Source organism: Nonomuraea dietziae, assembly GCF_014195505.1.
In the GTDB taxonomy this organism is placed as follows: domain Bacteria; phylum Actinomycetota; class Actinomycetes; order Streptosporangiales; family Streptosporangiaceae; genus Nonomuraea; species Nonomuraea roseola.
Genome location: NZ_JACIBV010000001.1, coordinates 4451531 through 4468953, shown reverse-complemented (window position 1 = coordinate 4468953; position 17423 = coordinate 4451531). Strand labels below are relative to the sequence as shown.

General features: G+C 70.5%; 16 protein-coding genes and 1 pseudogene. 8 read left to right on the top strand and 9 right to left on the bottom strand.

Annotation, left to right across the window (positions count from 1 at the left end; all coding sequences use genetic code 11):
• Positions 1 to 56: 56 nt before the first annotated feature.
• On the bottom strand, positions 57 to 875 hold the full coding sequence (locus FHR33_RS21070) for an MOSC domain-containing protein (protein ID WP_246452025.1): 819 nt from the start codon (positions 873 to 875) through the stop codon (positions 57 to 59).
• Between the two features lie 106 nt (positions 876 to 981).
• Positions 982 to 1356 carry a MarR family transcriptional regulator gene (locus tag FHR33_RS21065; RefSeq protein ID WP_183650445.1) on the bottom strand — a complete coding sequence of 125 codons (375 nt, stop codon included), beginning with the start codon at positions 1354 to 1356 and terminating at the stop codon, positions 982 to 984.
• Between the two features lie 87 nt (positions 1357 to 1443).
• On the opposite strand from FHR33_RS21065, the gene FHR33_RS21060 reads away from it, so the two are divergent.
• From FHR33_RS21060 to FHR33_RS21035, 6 genes and pseudogenes are all read left to right on the top strand, one after another.
• On the top strand, positions 1444 to 2853 hold the full coding sequence (locus FHR33_RS21060; RefSeq protein WP_246452024.1) for an MFS transporter: 1410 nt from the start codon (positions 1444 to 1446) through the stop codon (positions 2851 to 2853).
• 131 nt (positions 2854 to 2984) lie between these two features.
• On the top strand, positions 2985 to 3617 hold the full coding sequence (locus FHR33_RS21055; RefSeq protein WP_246452023.1) for an AMIN-like domain-containing (lipo)protein: 633 nt from the start codon (positions 2985 to 2987) through the stop codon (positions 3615 to 3617).
• A gap of 4 nt (positions 3618 to 3621) precedes the next feature.
• On the top strand, positions 3622 to 3981 hold the full coding sequence (locus tag FHR33_RS21050; protein WP_183650439.1) for a cupin domain-containing protein: 360 nt from the start codon (positions 3622 to 3624) through the stop codon (positions 3979 to 3981).
• 159 nt (positions 3982 to 4140) lie between these two features.
• Positions 4141 to 5212: pseudogene (locus tag FHR33_RS21045) on the top strand (adenosine deaminase).
• Positions 5209 to 5814: a PH domain-containing protein gene (locus tag FHR33_RS21040; RefSeq protein ID WP_183650437.1), complete on the top strand. Its 606-nt coding sequence runs from the start codon at positions 5209 to 5211 to the stop codon at positions 5812 to 5814. The pseudogene FHR33_RS21045 and the gene FHR33_RS21040 overlap by 4 nt, the downstream one beginning before the upstream one ends.
• A 60-nt stretch (positions 5815 to 5874) precedes the next feature.
• Positions 5875 to 6699: a MerR family transcriptional regulator gene (locus FHR33_RS21035; protein ID WP_183650434.1), complete on the top strand. Its 825-nt coding sequence runs from the start codon at positions 5875 to 5877 to the stop codon at positions 6697 to 6699.
• Positions 6700 to 6703: 4 nt separating this feature from the next.
• Here the strand turns inward: FHR33_RS21035 and FHR33_RS21030 are convergent, their stop codons facing one another.
• Genes FHR33_RS21030 through FHR33_RS52725 form a run of 4 tightly spaced genes read right to left on the bottom strand, consistent with a single transcriptional unit; the run spans position 6704 to position 11400 of the window.
• Positions 6704 to 8323 carry a phospho-sugar mutase gene (locus FHR33_RS21030; RefSeq protein ID WP_183660204.1) on the bottom strand — a complete coding sequence of 540 codons (1620 nt, stop codon included), beginning with the start codon at positions 8321 to 8323 and terminating at the stop codon, positions 6704 to 6706.
• 20 nt (positions 8324 to 8343) lie between these two features.
• Positions 8344 to 9138, bottom strand: a complete 795-nt coding sequence (locus FHR33_RS21025) for a purine-nucleoside phosphorylase (protein ID WP_183650431.1) — start codon at positions 9136 to 9138, stop codon at positions 8344 to 8346.
• A gap of 1 nt (position 9139) precedes the next feature.
• Positions 9140 to 10444, bottom strand: a complete 1305-nt coding sequence (locus tag FHR33_RS21020; protein ID WP_183650428.1) for a M20/M25/M40 family metallo-hydrolase — start codon at positions 10442 to 10444, stop codon at positions 9140 to 9142.
• Entirely contained in the window at positions 10441 to 11400 is a 960-nt protein-coding gene (locus tag FHR33_RS52725) for an Lrp/AsnC family transcriptional regulator (RefSeq protein ID WP_183650426.1), read from the bottom strand. Before FHR33_RS52725 ends, FHR33_RS21020 begins: the two co-directional genes overlap by 4 nt.
• Positions 11401 to 11511: 111 nt before the next feature.
• Here FHR33_RS52725 and FHR33_RS21010 point away from each other — a divergent pair, with 111 nt between their 5' ends.
• A complete protein-coding gene (locus FHR33_RS21010; protein WP_312895645.1) occupies positions 11512 to 12804 on the top strand; it encodes an MFS transporter in 1293 nt (430 codons plus the stop codon).
• 62 nt (positions 12805 to 12866) lie between these two features.
• Here FHR33_RS21010 and FHR33_RS21005 read toward each other — a convergent pair whose 3' ends face one another.
• Entirely contained in the window at positions 12867 to 13358 is a 492-nt protein-coding gene (locus FHR33_RS21005) for a gamma-glutamylcyclotransferase family protein (RefSeq protein ID WP_183650420.1), read from the bottom strand.
• A gap of 131 nt (positions 13359 to 13489) precedes the next feature.
• Here FHR33_RS21005 and FHR33_RS21000 point away from each other — a divergent pair, with 131 nt between their 5' ends.
• Positions 13490 to 14884: an NAD(P)H-quinone dehydrogenase gene (locus FHR33_RS21000; protein WP_183650417.1), complete on the top strand. Its 1395-nt coding sequence runs from the start codon at positions 13490 to 13492 to the stop codon at positions 14882 to 14884.
• An 8-nt stretch (positions 14885 to 14892) separates the two neighbouring features.
• Here the strand turns inward: FHR33_RS21000 and FHR33_RS20995 are convergent, their stop codons facing one another.
• Together FHR33_RS20995 and FHR33_RS20990 are read right to left on the bottom strand one after the other, a co-directional pair.
• Positions 14893 to 15864 (bottom strand): pentapeptide repeat-containing protein, encoded by a 972-nt coding sequence (locus FHR33_RS20995; RefSeq protein WP_183650414.1) that lies wholly within the window; start codon positions 15862 to 15864, stop codon positions 14893 to 14895.
• 159 nt (positions 15865 to 16023) lie between these two features.
• The gene (locus FHR33_RS20990; protein ID WP_221241179.1) at positions 16024 to 17382 is read right to left on the bottom strand and encodes a hypothetical protein; all 1359 of its coding nucleotides are present in this window, start codon (positions 17380 to 17382) and stop codon (positions 16024 to 16026) included.
• Positions 17383 to 17423: the final 41 nt, after the last annotated feature.

The following is a 17423-nucleotide window of genomic DNA, read 5'->3' as shown; positions in this document are numbered from 1 at the left end:
CGTCCGTCCCCGACGGCAGGCGGACGTCAGCGTGCGAGGCAGGGCGCCTGCCCGCGTCAGTCGAGGAGGCGGACCTGATCGCCTGATGTGATCCGGCCGGGGCGCAGCACCTCCGCGTAGACGCCGACGCACGGGCGCGGTCCGTAGCCCGGCAGCGGCTCGACCAGGTTGTGCGCGGCGGGCGTGCGCAGGGCCGAGGTGTCGCGGGGCAGCGCGCCGTGCTCCAGCGTCGGAACCGCGCAGCGCGGCGTCGGCACGGTCACCCGCAGCACGACCTCCTCGCCCACCGCGACCTCCGCGCCCGCCCACCCGTTCTCGACGTAGCCTTCGCCTGCCGTACGGATGACGAGGTTGGGGCGGTAGCGCACCGCCTCCACGCCCGTGGCGGCGATGGCCGAGGTCGTCACCAGATGCAGCGGCGCGTAGTCGAAGAACGTGCCGGGAGGCGAGCCCGCGCCCAGCACGCTCTCCTGGACGGTCACCCGTGCCGTCACACCCTCGCTGAGCACCTCCTCGGGCACCGCCCGCTCCAGCGCCGCCTTCTCGGGGGGTGTCGAGGTGAGCGTCACCCTCCTGCCGAGGGCGCGCGAGAGCACCTCGTCCACGTGCGGATCGCCGGCCCGGACGCTCCCGCCGTCCGGCAGGCTCACGCGGACCCCGCCTGAGTCGATGGCGGCGGACAGGGCGAGCATGCCGCGCCAAACGCGCGGGTTCTTGGGGCTGGCGACCTTGCCGGTCTCGGCGTCGACCAGGGCGAGGCCCCGATCGCCCGTGAGACCGGTCGCCGCGACGTCGCCGCCGGCGATCTCCTCGCCGAGCAGACCCTTCACGGGGTACCTGCGCAGCACCTCCACGGTGCCCAGCATCTCGCCCATCCGTCCTCCTCGCGTCAGCGTGTCATGACCATTCTGGAGGAACGGGCCTGTCCTGTGGCGCTCGGACAGGTGTTCTCCCGGGCCACGGCGCGACGCCTGTGAGGTGTCAGGCCGGCGCGAAGACGGCGCTCAGGACGGCGCGATGCGCCGGCAGGGCGGCAGCGTGACGGGCGCGGCCCTCGTCGGTGATGCAGACGAACACGCCCCTGCGGTCCATGTCGCACACCCCGCGCGTGACCAGGCCGCCCTTCTCCAGGCGGGCGACGACGCGAGACAGGGCGCTCTGGCTCAGGTGCACCTCGTCGGCGAGCTCCTGCACGCGGAACTTCCTGCACTCGTTGGAGACGATGCGGTCGAGCACCTCGAACTCGCTGACCCCCAGGTCGTACTTGTCGCCGAGCTCGCGCTCGAGCGCGCACAGGGTCTTCGCGTGTTTGGCCAGGACGTCGTGCCAGGCAGCGACCACGGCCTCGTCGTTCATGTCGCGGAGAATACCATCCGGTTAACTCCTATGCAACTGCATTAAATTCTGTTGCATTAGATGCAGATGCATGTAGTCTCTGTCTTCATGTCCTCCACTTCTGCTCGATGGGGCGCGCTCGTCGTGCTCTCAGCTGTGATGTTCCTTGACGCCCTGGACGTGTCGATGGTCGGTGTCGCGCTGCCCTCCATCCAGGCGGACCTGGGCCTTTCTCCTTCTTCTCTGCAATGGGTTGTCAGCGGTTACGTGCTGGGGTACGGCGGTCTTCTGCTACTCGGGGGCAGGACCGCCGACCTTCTCGGCCGGCGCAGGGTGTTCCTGGCCGCGCTGGCGGTCTTCGCGGCAGCCTCCCTGATCGGCGGTATCGTCGACGACGGCGCGCTGCTGATCGCCGCCCGTTTCGTGAAGGGCATGGCCGCGGCCTTCACCGCGCCGGCCGCCTTGTCGATCATCACGACGACCTTCCCTGAAGGACCCGCCCGCAACAAGGCGCTGAGCATCTTCACCGCCTCGGGGGCCAGTGGTTTCTCGCTCGGGCTGGTGCTGTCGGGCCTGCTGACCGAGCTGGGCTGGCGCTGGACCTTCCTGATGCCGGTGCCCGTCGCGATCATCGCGCTGGTCGCCGCGCTCAAGGTGCTGCCGAAGGTGAAGGAGGAGCGGGCAGGAGGCGGCTACGACCTGGTCGGCGCGGTCCTCATCACCGCCTCGATGCTGCTGCTGGTCTTCACGGTCGTGCAGGCGCCCGAGGTCGGATGGCTGTCGGTGCGCACGATCGGCTCCCTGGTGCTCTCCTTCGCGCTGCTCGGCCTGTTCGTCTTCACCGAGCTGAGGGTCAAGCACCCGCTCGTACGGCTCGGCCTGCTGCGCTCGGCCCCGATCGTCAGGGCCAACCTGGGACTGGTCATCCTGATGGGCTCCTACATCGGCTTCCAGTTCGCCGCCATGCAGTACTTCCAGAACCTGCTGCACTGGTCGGCGCTGCAGACCGCGCTCGCCTTCCTGCCCGCCGGCCTGCTGGTGGCGATCACCTCCACCAAGATGGGTGACCTCGCCGACAGGTTCGGCACCGCCAGGCTCATCGTGATCGGCGCCGCCGCGCTGGCCGGAGGCTACGCCTTCTTCCTCGGCATCGACGAGAACCCGAGCATGGGCGGGCTGGTCCTGCCCGGCATGGTGCTGCTGGGCATCGCGTTCGCGCTGTCCTTCCCCTCGCTCAACATCCAGGCCACCAACGGGGTCCACGACGACGAGCAGGGTCTGGCCTCGGGCATGCTCAACACCTCGGGTCAGGTCGGCGGGGCCGTCGTGCTGGCCGTGGTCACCGCGGTGCTGACCTCGGGCGCGGACGGCGCCGTCACCATCGACTCGCTCAAGAGCTCGATCATGGTGCCGCTGATCCTGGCGGTGGTCGGGCTGCTGGTCTCGGCCACGGGGCTGAACTTCCGCAGGGTTGCCGCGGTCGAGCGCGACCAGGACAAGGTCCTCGAGACGGTCTGATTCGCCGCGGGGCGCCGGTCTCCCTTCCGAGGGGGCCCGGCGCCTTCGCGCGCGTGGCCGGTCACAGGCCTGTTCGGCATGGCTCGGCGGCCAGGCGCATGAGCCCTCCACGAGCAGGGAACCTACGAGATATGCGGCTTTCGCGCGTCGGCGCTCTCGTGAGCTGCCTCGCCGTCCTGGTGGCCTGCGGGCCGAACCAGGCGCCAGGTGGGGCGGGCTCGTCGTCCAGCGGCGCCGGCACGACCGGCGCGGCCCATCCCGGCGTGACCGGGCCGAGCCCCAGCCCGGGCGGCGCCTCCTCGGCCCCCGGGCAGGCGGGCACGGCGCTCCCCGTGCCCACCAGCACCAGGGACGTCGAGGTCGAGGGGGATCCGGGCGAGCCCGTCCTGGTCAAGACGGTCAGGTTCGCCGACCACGGTCCGCTCGACAGGGTGGTGATCGACCTCGACGGCGACGTCACGAGCTACAGCGTCAGGTGGGTGGACGAACTGGTCCAGGACGGCTCGGGCGAGCCGATCGACGTGCGGGGCGGCGCCTACCTCCAGGTCACGCTCAAGCCCGCCAACGCCCACACCGACGAGGGGAAGCCCACCTGGACCGGCGGCCCGATCTTCCAGGCGAGCCTCGGCAACGTACAGAACGTGGTGAAGACCGGCGACTTCGAAGGCGTGGTCGGCGTCGGGCTCGTGCTCGACCACCGCGCGCCGTTCTCGGTGACCGAGCTGACCTCTCCTCACCGCCTCGTGGTCGACGTGGCACACTGAGCACGTGGTGAGAAAGATCGAGGGAGTGACCCGGATCCCGGTACCGGGCGGCAAGGTCATCGACGAGCACATCGGCCGCGTGAACAGCGGTGACGAGGCGGTCTCCATCGCGCACATGACGGCGCCTCCCGGCTGGGAGGAGCCCGCGCAGACGCCCGAGTTCACCGAGTACACGGTGGTGCTGCGCGGGAGCGTCGTGATCGAGCACGCCGAGGGGACGACCGAGGTCTCGGCGGGTCAGTCGTTCGTGTCCGAGCCCGGCGAGAAGATCCGCTACAGCGTCGGCGCCGAGGGCGCCGAGTACGTCGCGGTCTGCCTTCCGGCGTTCTCCCCCGACACCGCCAACCGCGACCCCGACGAGTAACCCCGAGCGAGCCAGGCCCCGATCGCCAAGGGGGTCCCATGTCCCGGTGCGGAACCCGTGACCTCCAGGCGACGGATCCCCAGGGGCGACGAGATTAGCGGGGTTTTCTGGCAGCCTTTGCAAGATCGGTGTTTTTGCTGGTGGCGGTAGGATGACGAGATGAGCCAGCGACCCACCCCTGACGAGATCCGCCGGGCGCCGAAGGTGCTGCTCCACGACCATCTCGACGGTGGTCTGCGGGCGGAGACGATCGTCGATCTGGCCCGCGAGACGGGCTACGACCGGCTGCCCACCACCGACCCCGACAACCTCAGGCAGTGGTTCGAAGAGGCCTCCGACTCAGGGTCGCTCGTGCGCTACCTCGAGACCTTCGACCACACCGTCGGCGTCATGCAGACCCGCGAGTCGCTGGTCAGGGTGGCCGCCGAGTGCGCCGAGGACCTGGCGGCCGACGGCGTCGTCTACGCCGAGGTCCGCTACGCCCCCGAGCAGCACACCACCACGGGCCTCAGCCTCGACCAGGTCGTGGAAGCGGTCCTGGAGGGGTTCGGGCAGGTCCCCGGCATCAAGGTGGGCACGCTGCTCACCGCCATGCGGCACCAGGCGCGCTCCATGGAGATCGCCGAGCTGGCCGTGCGCTACAGGGACGTCGGCGTGGTCGGGTTCGACATCGCGGGAGCCGAGGCGGGCTACCCTCCCACCAGGCACCTCGACGCGTTCGAGTACCTCCAGAGGGAGAACGCGCACTTCACCATCCACGCGGGCGAGGCGTTCGGGCTGCCGTCGATCTGGCAGGCCATCCAGTGGTGCGGCGCCGACAGGCTCGGCCACGGCGTGCGCATCATCGACGACATCTCCGCCTCCGAGGACGGCACCGCCAAGCTCGGCAGGCTCGCGGCCCTACGTCCGTGACAAGCGCATCCCGCTGGAGATGTGCCCGACCTCCAACCTGCAGACGGGGGCCGCGCCCTCGATCGCCGAGCACCCGATCGGGCTCCTGCGTCGCCTGCACTTCAGGGTGACCGTCAACACCGACAACAGGCTCATGAGCTCCACGAGCGTGTCGGAGGAGTTCGCCAAGCTGGTCGAGGCCTTCGACTACGGCTGGGACGACCTGCAGTGGTTCACCGTGAACGCGATGAAGTCGGCCTTCCTGCCCTTCGACGAGCGGCTCGCGCTCATCAACGGCGTGATCAAACCGGGGTTCGCACAGCTCAAGTGGCAAGCATGAAGCAGACCTTCCGTGGGTCGACCGCCTTCGTGCTCGGCTGGATCTGGGTGGCCTTCGTCCTGTTCAACGCCTTCGACCTGACCCTGCGCTACAGCGGCAAGTCGTCGCTGGTGGCGGGGGCGATCCTGGGCGTGCTGACCGCGCTCGTCTACCTCACCGCGCTGCGCCCCGCCACCGTGGTGGCCGACGACGGGCTGCGGGTGCGCAACCCGCTGCGGACCACGTTCCTGCCGTGGGCGTCGGTCGACGACGTGCAGGTGTCGCACACGATCAACATCTCGCACGGTGACAAGGTCCTGCACGCCTGGACCCCGCAGGCCTCGGCGCGCGAACGCGCCAGGGCGAACCGCCGAGGCCATCCCCGAGCCCAGCGCGGGCGCTACCAGACCGAGCCCGTGCTCTCCAAGGGAGAGCGGGCGGCGCAGGAGGCGATGGCGGGCAAGACACACGCCGACTGGGTCGCCGAGCAGATCGCCGAACGGGCCGAGAACGCCAAGCGCCGCCGCGAGCAGCCCGGTGACGTCCGCGTCGTCTGGGCCCCCGACGCCCTCGCGGCCTGCGCCGCGGCCCTGGTCCTCGTGGCCGTCGCCGTCCTCGCCTGACCGCCTCACGCCGGGGGCGTTGACCCTGACACCGTGTGAGGCCGTAGACCTGGGGGAGTCATGTTCAGCATCGGAGACTTCGCCAGGCTGGGCCTCGTGTCGGTGCGCATGTTGCGCCACTACGACGCCATCGGCCTGCTACGCCCCGCGCACGTCGACCCCGTCACCGGCTACCGCTCCTACCAGGCGGGACAGCTGGCCAGGCTCAACCGCGTCGTCGCGCTCAAGGATCTCGGCTTCACCCTCGACCAGGTGAGCGCGATCCTCGACGACAAGGTCAGCGCCGAGGAACTGCACGGCATGGTACGGCTGCGCCGCGCCCAGTTGGAGGCGCGGATCAACGCCGACCTCACCAGGTTGCGAGGGGTGGAGGCGAGGCTCAGGACGATCGAAAGAGAGGGTGTCATGGGGACCGACGAGGTCATCGTGAAGAAGGTCGCCCCGGTCAGGGTGGCCCAGCTCAGCGCGAGGGCGGCCAGCTACGACACCGAGGACATCGGCCCCGTCATCCAGCCGCTCTACCGGCAGATCTGCGAGAGGCTGGAGGCGGCGCGCGTGCCGATGCAGGGGCCCGGCATCGCCTACTACCTGCCGGAGGACGACGGCACGGTGCTGGTGCACGCCACCTTCCCCGTCAACCTCGACATCGACGACGGCAAGGCCCACGACTTCGACGTCATGGACCTGCCCCCCATCGAGGCCGCGGCCACCATCATCCACCGAGGGCCGATGGAGAGCGTCGGCCCCACCTTCCAGACGCTCGCCCACTGGATCGAGGAGAACGGCTACCAGGCGCTCGGCCTGGCCCGCGAGGTGTCCCTGCACTGCCCGCCCGACCTGGACGAGTGGGTGCACGAGCTGCAGATAGAGATCGCGAAGCCCTGACGCGTCAGAGGCCGAGGGCCGCCCCGAGATCCGCCTTGAGAGCGTCGAGCTCGGCCGCCGCGGCGGCGCGCGCCCCCGCCACCTCGCCCGTCACAGGGACGACGACCTCCAGGTAGCACTTGAGCTTGGGCTCGGTGCCTGAAGGACGCACCACCACCCGCGCGCCGCCCGCCAGGCGGTAGCGCAGGCCGTCGGTCGGGGGCAGCCCGCCCACTCCCACGGCCAGGTCGTCGCGCGCCTCGACGGCCCTGCCGCCCAGGGTCGCGAGGGGCGCGGCCCTCAACCTCGCCATGGCGTCGGAGATCAGACTGAGGTCCGCCACCCGGAAGGACAGCTGCGAGGTGGCGTGCAGTCCGTAGCGTCTGGCCTGGTCGTCGAGGAGGTCGAGGAGCGTGCGGCCGACGAGCTTGGCCGTCGCCGCGATGCCCGCCACGGTGAGGGCCGCGCCGATGCCGTCCTTGTCGTGGACGGGCAGGCCGTGCGCGCCGCCGACGCTGTAGCCGAGCGCCTCCTCGTAGCCGTAGATCAGGCCCTCGCCCGCCCGCATGATCCACTTGAAGCCGGTGAGGGTCTCGGTGTGCCGCACGCCGTACGCATGGGCGATGCGGCCGAGCAGGGACGAGGAGACGATCGTGGTGGCCACCAGCCGGTCGCCGGAGGTGTGGGCGATCACGTGCTCGCCGAGCAGCCCACCGACCTCGTCTCCGGTCAGCATCCTGAAGGTGCCGTCGCCCAGCGGGACGCCCACCGCGCACCGGTCGGCGTCGGGGTCGTTGGCCAGCACGAGGTCGGCCTCCACCTTGGCCGCCAGGGCCAGCGCGAGGTCCATCGCGCCGGGCTCCTCGGGGTTGGGGAAGGCCACCGTCGGGAAGTCGGGATCGGGCTCGCGCTGCTCCTCGACCATGACGGGGGCGTGGAAGCCCGCATTCCGCATGGCCGCGCCGAAGACCGTCGCCCCGACGCCGTGCAGCGGGGTGTAGACGACGCGCAGGTCGCGCTCCTCGCCCAGCGGCAGCCGGGTGACGGCCTCCAGGTAGGCCGAGACGATGTCGGGGCCGAGCACGTCGAAGGAGCCGAGGGGGAGCTGGTCGACAGGTCCTGCCGCGTCGATCGCGGCCGAGATCTGGCTGTCGACAGGGGGCACGATCTGCGAGCCTTCGCGCCAGTAGACCTTGTAGCCGTTGTCGCGGGGCGGGTTGTGGCTGGCGGTCACCGTGACGCCCGCGTCGGCCCCGAGGTGCCTGACGGCGAACGCGAGCACCGGCGTCGGGAGCGGTCCCGGCAGGATCGAGGCGCGCAGCCCCGCGCCCGTGAGCACGGCGGCGGTGTCGCGGGCGAACACGTCGGACTTGTGCCTGGCGTCGTAGCCGATCACCACGTGCCTGCCGGGCCCGAGCACCGTGGCCAGGCCCGCCGCCGCCCGCATGACGGTGACGCGGTTCATCCGGTTGGGGCCGGCCCCGAGCTCGCCGCGCAGGCCTGCCGTGCCGAACTCCAGCTTGGCCCCGAAGCGCTCCTGGAGCGCATCGGGGTCGTCGAGGAGCGCGGAGAGCTCCGCCCTGGTGTCGGGGTCGGGGTCCTGGGCCAGCCAGGCCAGCGCGAGCTCTCTCGCGCTCGTGTTCATGGTCGCGCCCGCTTCGCCGCTCACAGCCTGTCGACCACCTTGGCCAGCAGCGCGCCCATCCTGGTGGCGGTCGCGCGGCCGACCTCGAGGACCTCCTCGTGGTTGAGCGGCTCACCGACCAGCCCCGCGCCGGGGTTGGTGACCAGCGAGATGCCGAGCACCTCGGCGCCGCCCGCGCGGGCCGCGATGGCCTCGAGGACCGTAGACATGCCGACCATGTCGCCGCCGAGCGTGCGCAGCATGCGGATCTCGGCGGGCGTCTCGTAGGTCGGGCCGCGGAAGGCCACGTAGACACCCTCGGCCAGCGAGGGGTCCACCTGGGTCGCCAGGGCGCGCAGGCGCTTGGAGTAGACCTCGGTGAGGTCGATGAAGGTCGCGCCGGTCAGCGGGTTGGCGCCGGTCAGGTTGATGTGGTCGCTGATCAGCACGGGGTCGCCGACGTTCTGCGTCTCGGGGCGCAGACCGCCGGCCGCGTTGGTCAGCACGACCGTGCGCACGCCGGCCGCCAGGGCGGTGCGCACGCCGTGGACGACGGGGTCGACGCCGAGCCCCTCGTACAGGTGGGTGCGGCCCAGGAAGATCAGCGCGTGCCGTCCCGAGGGGGTGCGCACGACGCGGACCCTTCCCGCGTGGCCGGCCACCGCCGGAGGGTTGAAGCCCGGAAGGTCCGTAACCGGCAGCTCGACGAGCGTGTCGCCGATCGCGTCGGCCGCGGGCACCCAGCCCGACCCCATCACGAGCGCCACGTCGAAGACGTCGAGCTCGGTGGCCTTCCTCAGGGCGGCGGCGGCCTCCTGGGCCTGAACATAGGTCATCTCAGTAGTTTAGGAGCAGCCTGTCGAGGACCCGCACGCCGAACTGCAGCGCCTCGACGGGGACCCGCTCGTCCACGCCGTGGAACATGCCGGCGAAGTCCATGTCCTTGGGCAGGCGCAGCGGCACGAACCCGAACCCGCGCACACCGAGGTCGGCGAAGAAGGTCTTGTTGTCGGTGCCGCCCGACATGCAGTACGGCACCGCCCGCGCGGTCGGGTCCTCCGCCTTCAGCGCCGCGATCATCGACTCGACCAGCGCGCCGTCGAACGTCGTCTCCAGCGCGATGTCGTGCTGCACGAACTCGCGGCGCACGTTCGGGCCGAGCAGCTCGTCGACGGTCTTGAAGAAGTCGTCCTCGTAGCCGGGCAGGAAGCGCCCGTCCACGACCGCCTCGGCCTGTCCGGGGATGACGTTGGCCTTGTACCCGGCGCTCAGCATGGTCGGGTTGGTGGTGTGGCTCAGCGTCGCGCCGACGAAGCGGACCAGCGGGCCCAGCTTGTCCAGCACGGGGGTCGGGTTCTCGGGGTCGAAGGGCAGGCCGAAGGCGTCCGACACCTCGGTGAGGAACTGCCGCACGGTGGGCGTGAGCGTCAGCGGCCACTCGTGGGAGCCCAGGCGGGCCACGGCCTTGGCCACCTCGGTCACGGCGTTGCTGGAGTTGAGCATCGAGCCGTGGCCCGCCGTGCCGTCGGCGACCAGGCGCATCCAGGACAGGCCCTTCTGCGCGGTCTCGATGAGGTAGAGGCGCAGGTCGGGGTCGACCTCGAGGGAGTAGCCCCCGACCTCGCTGATCGACTCGGTGACGCCGTCGAACAGCTCACGGTGGTTGGCGGTGAGGTACTTGGCGCCGTAGACGCCGCCGGCCTCCTCGTCGGCGACCCACGCGAACACGATGTCCCTGCGAGGACGCCTGCCCTCGCTGACCATCTGGCGCAGGACCGCGAGCATCATCGCGTCCATGTCCTTCATGTCGACCGCGCCGCGGCCCCAGATGTAGCCGTCGCGGATCTCACCGGCGAACGGGTCCACGCTCCAGTCGGCCGCGTTGGCGGGCACCACGTCCAGGTGGCCGTGGACCAGCAGCGCGGGCAGCGAGGGGTCGCTGCCCTCGATCCTGGTCACGACGTTGCCCCTGCCTGGGGCGCTCTCGCTGTAGTGCGCCTCGACGCCGACCTCGGACAGCCGCGCCATGACGACCTCGGCGGCGGCGCGCTCGCCTGGGCCGCTCCCGTCGCCGTAGTTGCTGCTGTCCACCCGGATCAGCTCGGCGCAGAGCTCGGCGACTTCCAGTTCGGCGGGGGTCATGAGTGCTCCTTGCGTAGGAACCCGCGCTTGTAGGCCCGGGTGATGAGGGTGACGTTGACGTCGGTCACGTCGTCCAGGGGACCGACGACCTCCGTCAGAAAGCGGTAGAGGTCGGCCTCGTGAGCCACCGCCACCTGGACGAGCATGGTGTAGGTGCCCGAGGTGGCCGCGCAGTAGCGGACCCCCGGGTGTCTCTTCAGCGTCTCGCCGACCTGGTCGAGGCCGTGGGGGCGCACCCGCAGCCACAGCTGCGCCTCGACCTCCAGGCCGAGCAGCGAGGGCTCGACCTCGGCCCGCAGCAGCAGCACCCGCCGCTCCAGCAGCGAGGCGACCCTGCGCCTGGCGGTGGGCACCGAGATGCCGGTCCTCTCGGCGATCGAGGTGAAGGCGATCCTGCCGTCGGCGACGAGCAGCTCGGCCACCTCGCTCTCCAGCGGCGACAGGCCGTCCTGGTCGGGCAGGACGACGTCGGGCAGCGGCGGGCGCAGCAGCTCGATCTCCTCGTCGGTGAGGTACGGCGCGTGCCACTCGGCCACCGTGCGGAAGGTGTGCAGCACCACCTGCGTCTGCGTGCCCGCGACACCGTCGATGCCGTGCACCTCGACGTTGAGGATCTCGTGCAGCGCGGCCCTGCTGGGCGCCACCAGCTCGGCGCCGATGTCGGCCGCGCCGGTCACCGAGTAGACCGAGCGGGTGTCGGGCCTGGAGGCCAGCGCGTCGGCCACCATGGCCGACATGCCCGCCCTGACCTGGACGTGCAGGTGGACGGGTCGGCCGTGCCCCGAGCGCAGGTCGTCGTAGATGGCGGTGACCTGGACCGCGCCGTCGGTGATCAGCCGCTGGAGCCGCCTGGCGACCGTGCGCTCGTGCTCACCCACCGCCCTGCCGATCTCGCCCCAGGACGCGCGCGGGCTGACCTGCAGAGCGGCGACAAGCCGCCGGTCGAGAACATCCACCTCGAGCTGACTCCATGTCGGATTTGTAAATATGTGAATAGATATTTGACTGTTTCGGTCGTCCGGATGCACAGTAAGCCATCACCGCACCCGAAGCAAAGGAGCCCCCTGGTGACCATCACCAGCTCGCCGCTCGGCATCCCCCGGAGTCGGGGCCGTCAGCTTTTGGCAGCAAGCGTCGGCAACGTCGTCGAATGGTACGACTGGTACGCGTACTCGTTCCTGGCCGTCTACTTCTCCAGCCAGGTCTTCCCCGAGAACGACAACCCCCTCGTCCCCGTGCTGAGCGCCTTCGCGATCTTCGCGGTGGGATTCTTCATGCGACCGCTCGGCGGGCTCCTGGTCGGCTCCTTCGCCGACAGGTTCGGCCGCAAGGCCGCCATGACCTTCACCATCATCCTCATGGGCGCGGGCTCGCTGCTGCTGGCCGTCACCCCGACCTACGCGGCGGCCGGCGTGCTGGCCCCGATCATCCTGACGCTCGCCAGGCTCATCCAGGGCCTGTCGGTCGGCGGCGAGTTCGCCGCCGCCACCACCTTCCTGGTGGAGTCGGCCCCTCCAGGCCGCCGTGGCCTGTTCTCGAGCTTCCAGTACGTCAGCACGACCATCGGCCAGCTCCTCGCCTCGGGCCTGGCCGCCCTGCTGGCCACGATGCTGTCCAAGGCCGACATGAGCTCCTACGGCTGGCGCATCCCGTTCGTCATCGGCGCGGTGATCAGCCTCGTCGGCCTGTGGATCCGCAAGGGCGCCGACGAGACCTCGGCCGTGTCGCAGGAGATCCAGGAGGGCAGGGCCGAACGGCCGAAACTCTTCGAGTTCCTGGTCCGCTACCCGACCAAGGCCGCCATGATCGTCGGCATCACCGTGGCCGGCACCGTCGCCTACTACACGTGGACGACCTTCCTGCCGACCTACGCCCAGCAGAACGTGGGCTTCGACCCCGCCATGTCGCTGCAGGTCGGCACCATCTCCCTGCTCTTCTTCATGGTGCTGCAGCCGCTGCTCGGCATGCTGTCGGACAGGATCGGCCGCAGGCCCATGCTGATCGCCTTCGGCCTGGCCTTCACGCTGCTGCCGGTGCCGATGCTCGGCGCGCTGTCCAACTCCTTCGGCAGCCTGCTGACCATCCAGCTCATCGGCATGGTCTTCCTCGGCTGCTTCACCTCGATCTCGGCGGCGGTGAACTCCGAGCTCTTCCCGACCAGGGTGCGGGCGTCGGGCGCGGGCTTCCCCTACTCGCTGACCGTCGCGATCTTCGGTGGCACCGCGCCGCTGATCGGCACCGCGCTCAAGGACGCGGGAAACTCGGGGCTCTTCCCCTGGTACATGTCGGCCCTGGCGCTGGTCTCCACGCTGGTCTACGTCTTCGCGCTGAAGGAGACCAAGGACCAGCCGCTGAGCTGACCGACGCGCGGCTGATCATGCGGTGCGCCCGGTCACGGCCGGGCGCACCGTGGCGCGCGACGTCAGCTGCCCAGCGACTTGCAGGGACGGCCGCGCAGGCCCTTGACATAGTCGTCGGGAGCGCCCGCCACCTCCGCCGCGTCGGCCAGGATGCCGAGATAGCGCGCCGAGGGCAGGCCGCCCTCGTAGCTGTCGAGCACGTAGAACCAGGCGAGGACGTCGCCGTCGAGCGTGTGAACGCGCAGCCGCACCTTGTGGTAGAGACCGCGGCTGGCGCCCTCCCACTGGTCGAGAGACGACTCGTCCCACTCGGGCACGTCGTACAGAACGACGAAGACATGCTCGTCGGGGTCCTCCACGATCGAGGCCAGGGCGCCCTCCCAGCGAGCGTCCTCACCGCAGAACGTCAGGCGCCAGCCCTGCAGCCAGCCCACGCCCCGCACGGGGGAGTGGGGGGCTCTCATGGCCATCTGTTTGGGATCCATGTTCGAGCCATAGGCCGCGTAGAGCCTGGTTCCGCCCGTATTCTGCGGCGAATCAGGAAGTCGTCCCATTTCACACTCCTCGCCAAGTGGTGCTCACCACCGCGCCATCCTGCCACGCCTGGGAGCGCCGACGTCGTTCCGATCGCCATGGGCGGGGACCGGTTCGTTGTCGCCTCTCCATATGCGGGACAATGGGACACGTGACTAGGATCGTGATCATCGGTGGCGGACCAGGCGGCTACGAGGCGGCTCTGGTGGCCGCGCAACTGGGTGCGCAGGTCACGATGGTCGAAGAGGACGGCCCAGGCGGCGCGTGCGTCCTGACCGACTGCGTGCCGTCCAAGACGATGATCGCGACCTCCGTCCGTAAGCAGGCGCTGCTCGACGCGCCCTCGCTGGGCGTGCACTACTCGGGCGGGGCCGACGGCGACGCGGGCTCGGCCGAGGTCGACATGCCGCTGGTCAACAAGCGGGTGAAGGAGCTGGCCCAGGCGCAGTCCGCCGACATCGGCGCGCGGGTCGCCGCCGAGGGCGTCGAGATCATCAAGGCCCGTGGCCGGCTGGTCGACCCGCAGGTGGTCAGGGCGGGTGACCGTACGATCAGGGCCGACGTCGTGATCGTCGCCACCGGCGCCACGCCGCGCATCCTGCCGGGCGCCGAGCCCGACGGCGAGCGCATCCTCACCTGGCGCCACCTCTACGACCTCGACGAGCTGCCCGAGCACCTCATCGTGGTCGGCTCCGGTGTCACGGGGGCCGAGTTCGCCGGCGCCTACCGCTCGCTCGGCTCCGAGGTCACGCTGGTCTCCTCCCGCGACCGCATGATGCCCAACGAGGACGCCGACGCGGCGGAGGTGCTCGAAGAGGTCTACCGGCGGCGCGGCATGAACGTCATGGGCCGCTCGCGCGCCTCGTCGGTCAAGCGCACCGCGGACGGGGTCGTGGTGACCCTGGAGGACGGGCGCACCGCCGAGGGCTCCCACGCGCTGATGACGGTCGGCATGGTCCCCAACACCTCGGGCCTCGGGCTGCAGGAGGCGGGGGTGACCCTCGACAGGGGCGGGTTCGTCCAGGTCGACAAGGTGTCACGCACCTCCGCCCCCGGCGTCTACGCCGCCGGCGACTGCACGGGCGTGCTCATGCTCGCCTCCGTCGCCGCGATGCAGGGCCGCATCGCGGTCTGGCACGCGCTCGGCGAGGCGGTGCAGCCGCTGCGCCTCGCCACCGTCGCCTCCAACATCTTCACCGACCCCGAGATCGCCTCCGTCGGCGTGTCGCAGAAGCAGATCGAGGCAGGCGAGATCGAGGCGAACGTCGTCAAGCTGCCGCTGTCGACCAACGCCAGGGCCAAGATGCAGGGGTTCAACGACGGCTTCATCAAGCTGTTCTGCCGCCCGCACACCGGCATCGTGCTCGGTGGCGTCGTGGTGGCTCCCAGGGCCTCCGAGCTGATCCTCGCGGTGTCGGTCGCCGTGCAGCAGCGGCTCACCGTCGACCAGCTGGCCCACACCTTCGCGGTCTACCCGTCGCTGTCCGGCTCCATCACCGAGGCGGCGCGCCGCCTGATGCAGCCGACCGCCGCCATCGGCATCTGACGCCACGCTCAGGCGCGGTAGGGCGGAGGACGGCGGGCCGCCGCGGCCCACAGGGTGAGGGTGACCAGCAGCCCGACCGAGCCGACGACCACCAGGAGCAACCCCAGCGAGATCGTGGGAAGCCCCGACCGCGTGGACGGAGGGTCGAAGGCGGCGGGCCACTCAGCCGTCGCGCCACGTGAAGGCGAGGGCGAGGCCGAGGCGAGGCCCTTCGCGTCGTCGGGGACGTTCTTCGGCGTGCCGCGGGCGCCGGTCAGATCGAGGTCGTCGGCGAAGGTGAAGTCGGCGTCCTGGACGTCGGCCCCGATCAGGACGGCCCCGTCCATCTTCGCGGAGCTGAAGCGCACCTCCCGCAGGTCCGCGTCGCGGAAGACGGCGTTGGGCGCCTCGATCGAGATCATCTGAGCCTCGTGCAGCTTCGCCCTGGTGAAGTCGGCCCTGCGAGCCTTGGCCTGGCCGAGCTCGGCATCCACGAGGTCGGCGTCGACGAGCTTGGCGAGCGTGAGGTCGGCCTGGCCGAGATAAGCCCTGGTGAGCTTGGCGCCGCTCAGGTCGGCCCTGGGAAAGCGCACCTGCGTCGCGCCCACGTCGATGAGGTTGGCGCCACGCAGGTCGGCGTAGTCGCCGTGCATCTGGACGAGGTCGGCTCCGCGCAGGTCGGCCTGCCTGAAGTCGACGTACTTCGCGGTGACCTGCCCGAGGTCGGTCTGCTTCATGGAGGCCTTGCGCAGAATGGCCCCCGTCAGGTCCTTCTGGGTGAGGTCGACGCCGTCGAGCTTCGCGCCCGTGAGGTCGGCGCAGCGAAACGAGGCGGGGAACCTGCGGCCGTTGGTGAAGTCGGCCCCGCGCAGGTTCACCCTGTCGGCCGCCCTGCAGGGCCCCGCCTGGGCCTGCGCGGCCGGCGCGGTCACGACCACGGACACCAGCGCGGGCAGCGCCGTGAGGACGGCGATGAGCGTGAGGGGGATCAGACGGCGCACAGGGCCTCCTTGACGCTGGCCCATGGGTCCGCCAGACGGGATCTTTGCCCTCAGCTTACAAACGCGGGGGCGCGCCGCGCTGCCCGGGAGCCGTGGACGACGAAAGGGTCCCGGTGAACTCACCGGGACCCTTTCGGTCAGGACAGGAGGCGGGGGTGGCTACCAGTCACCGCCACCGAAGTCGCCACCGCCGAAGTCACCGCCGCCGCCCATGTCGCTCCAGCCGCCGCCGCCCATGTCGCCGCCGAAGTCACCGGCGCCCGCGTCGGCGTAGCCGCCGCCGTAGCCGCCCATGCCGAAGCCGCCGCCGAGCATGCTGCCCATCATGGTGCCGACGAACATCATGGTCATGACGTCGCCGAAGCCGCCGTAGTAGCCGTAGGCGTAGGGCTGGTAGGCAGGCCCGGCGTCGTAGTAGGGACGGTACTGGCCGTTGACCATGACCTGGCGGGTCTGCGGGTCGTAACCGCCCTCCACCGCCATGGCGTCGGCCGCGCAGGCGGGCACCTCGCGGGGCGCGCCGCCAGCAGGGGCCCAGCGCACGTCGCGGACCGAGGGGCCGTGCTGCGGGTTGAAGAAGCAGGGCGCCCTCCGCTCGGGGACGGGCTGGTTGTTGACCCTGGCCTTCACCACGGCCAGCGCGTAGCGGCCGTCCTCGAGCGTCGTGGTGACGTCGCGGACCTGGTCGGCCTGCTGCACGGAGGCCAGCTGTGCCTTGGCCTTCTCGTAGGAGTCGAGGGCGGTCTGCCACTCGGTGATGTTCTGGCCGCCCGCGCCGGCCAGCCTGACGTCGCTGTCGAGCTCGGTGATCTCCTCACCGAACTTCGTGACGTCCTCCTCCACCGTGGTCTTGACCGCGGCGAGCTCGGCCTGGCGCCTGGCCTCGAGCTTCTTCTTCTTGTTCTTGGAGTAGAGGAAGTAACCGCCACCGCCGACCAGGGCCAGAGCGCCGAGGCCGACCAGCGCGCCGGTGCCGGAGCCTTCGCTCCCCGCGCTGCTGCCGGAGTTGAGCGCCGAGCGCTTGCCCGCGACGGCGAGGTCGATGCGGTTGGTGAAGTCCTCCATGCCCGCCACGACGTCGCCGGGGTTGGCGTTGACCGAGAGCTTGGCGATCTGGGTGACATAGTTCTGCTTCACCTGGCTGGAGGAGGCGAAGAGGGTCTTGCCGTCGAGCACCGCGATGGTGGCGAGCGGGCGGCCGGCCTCGTCAAGGGCCTTGCCCAGCGAGGTGAAATAGGCGCCCAGCTCGGACTCCTGCACCGTGTTGTCGGGCAGGGCCACGGCGTAGACCTTGTTGTCGGCACCCTTGAGCGCGTCGCGGATCCCCGACTGCTCGTCGGAGCTGAGCGGCGAACCTGACTGCACGAAGAGGGGGTCCCCGCCCTTCCAGGTGGAGATCACTGAGGCGGCGTCGGGTGGGGCCGCGGCGTACGCGGCCGGCGAGAGCGCGAAAACGGCGAACAGACCGGCGATCAGTGCCGCGATCGCGGCCGTCGTCCGGCGCAGCGGATGGGTCATTGGCAGCAAGCCTCCTTCGTCCTTAAGGACGAATGAGCGGA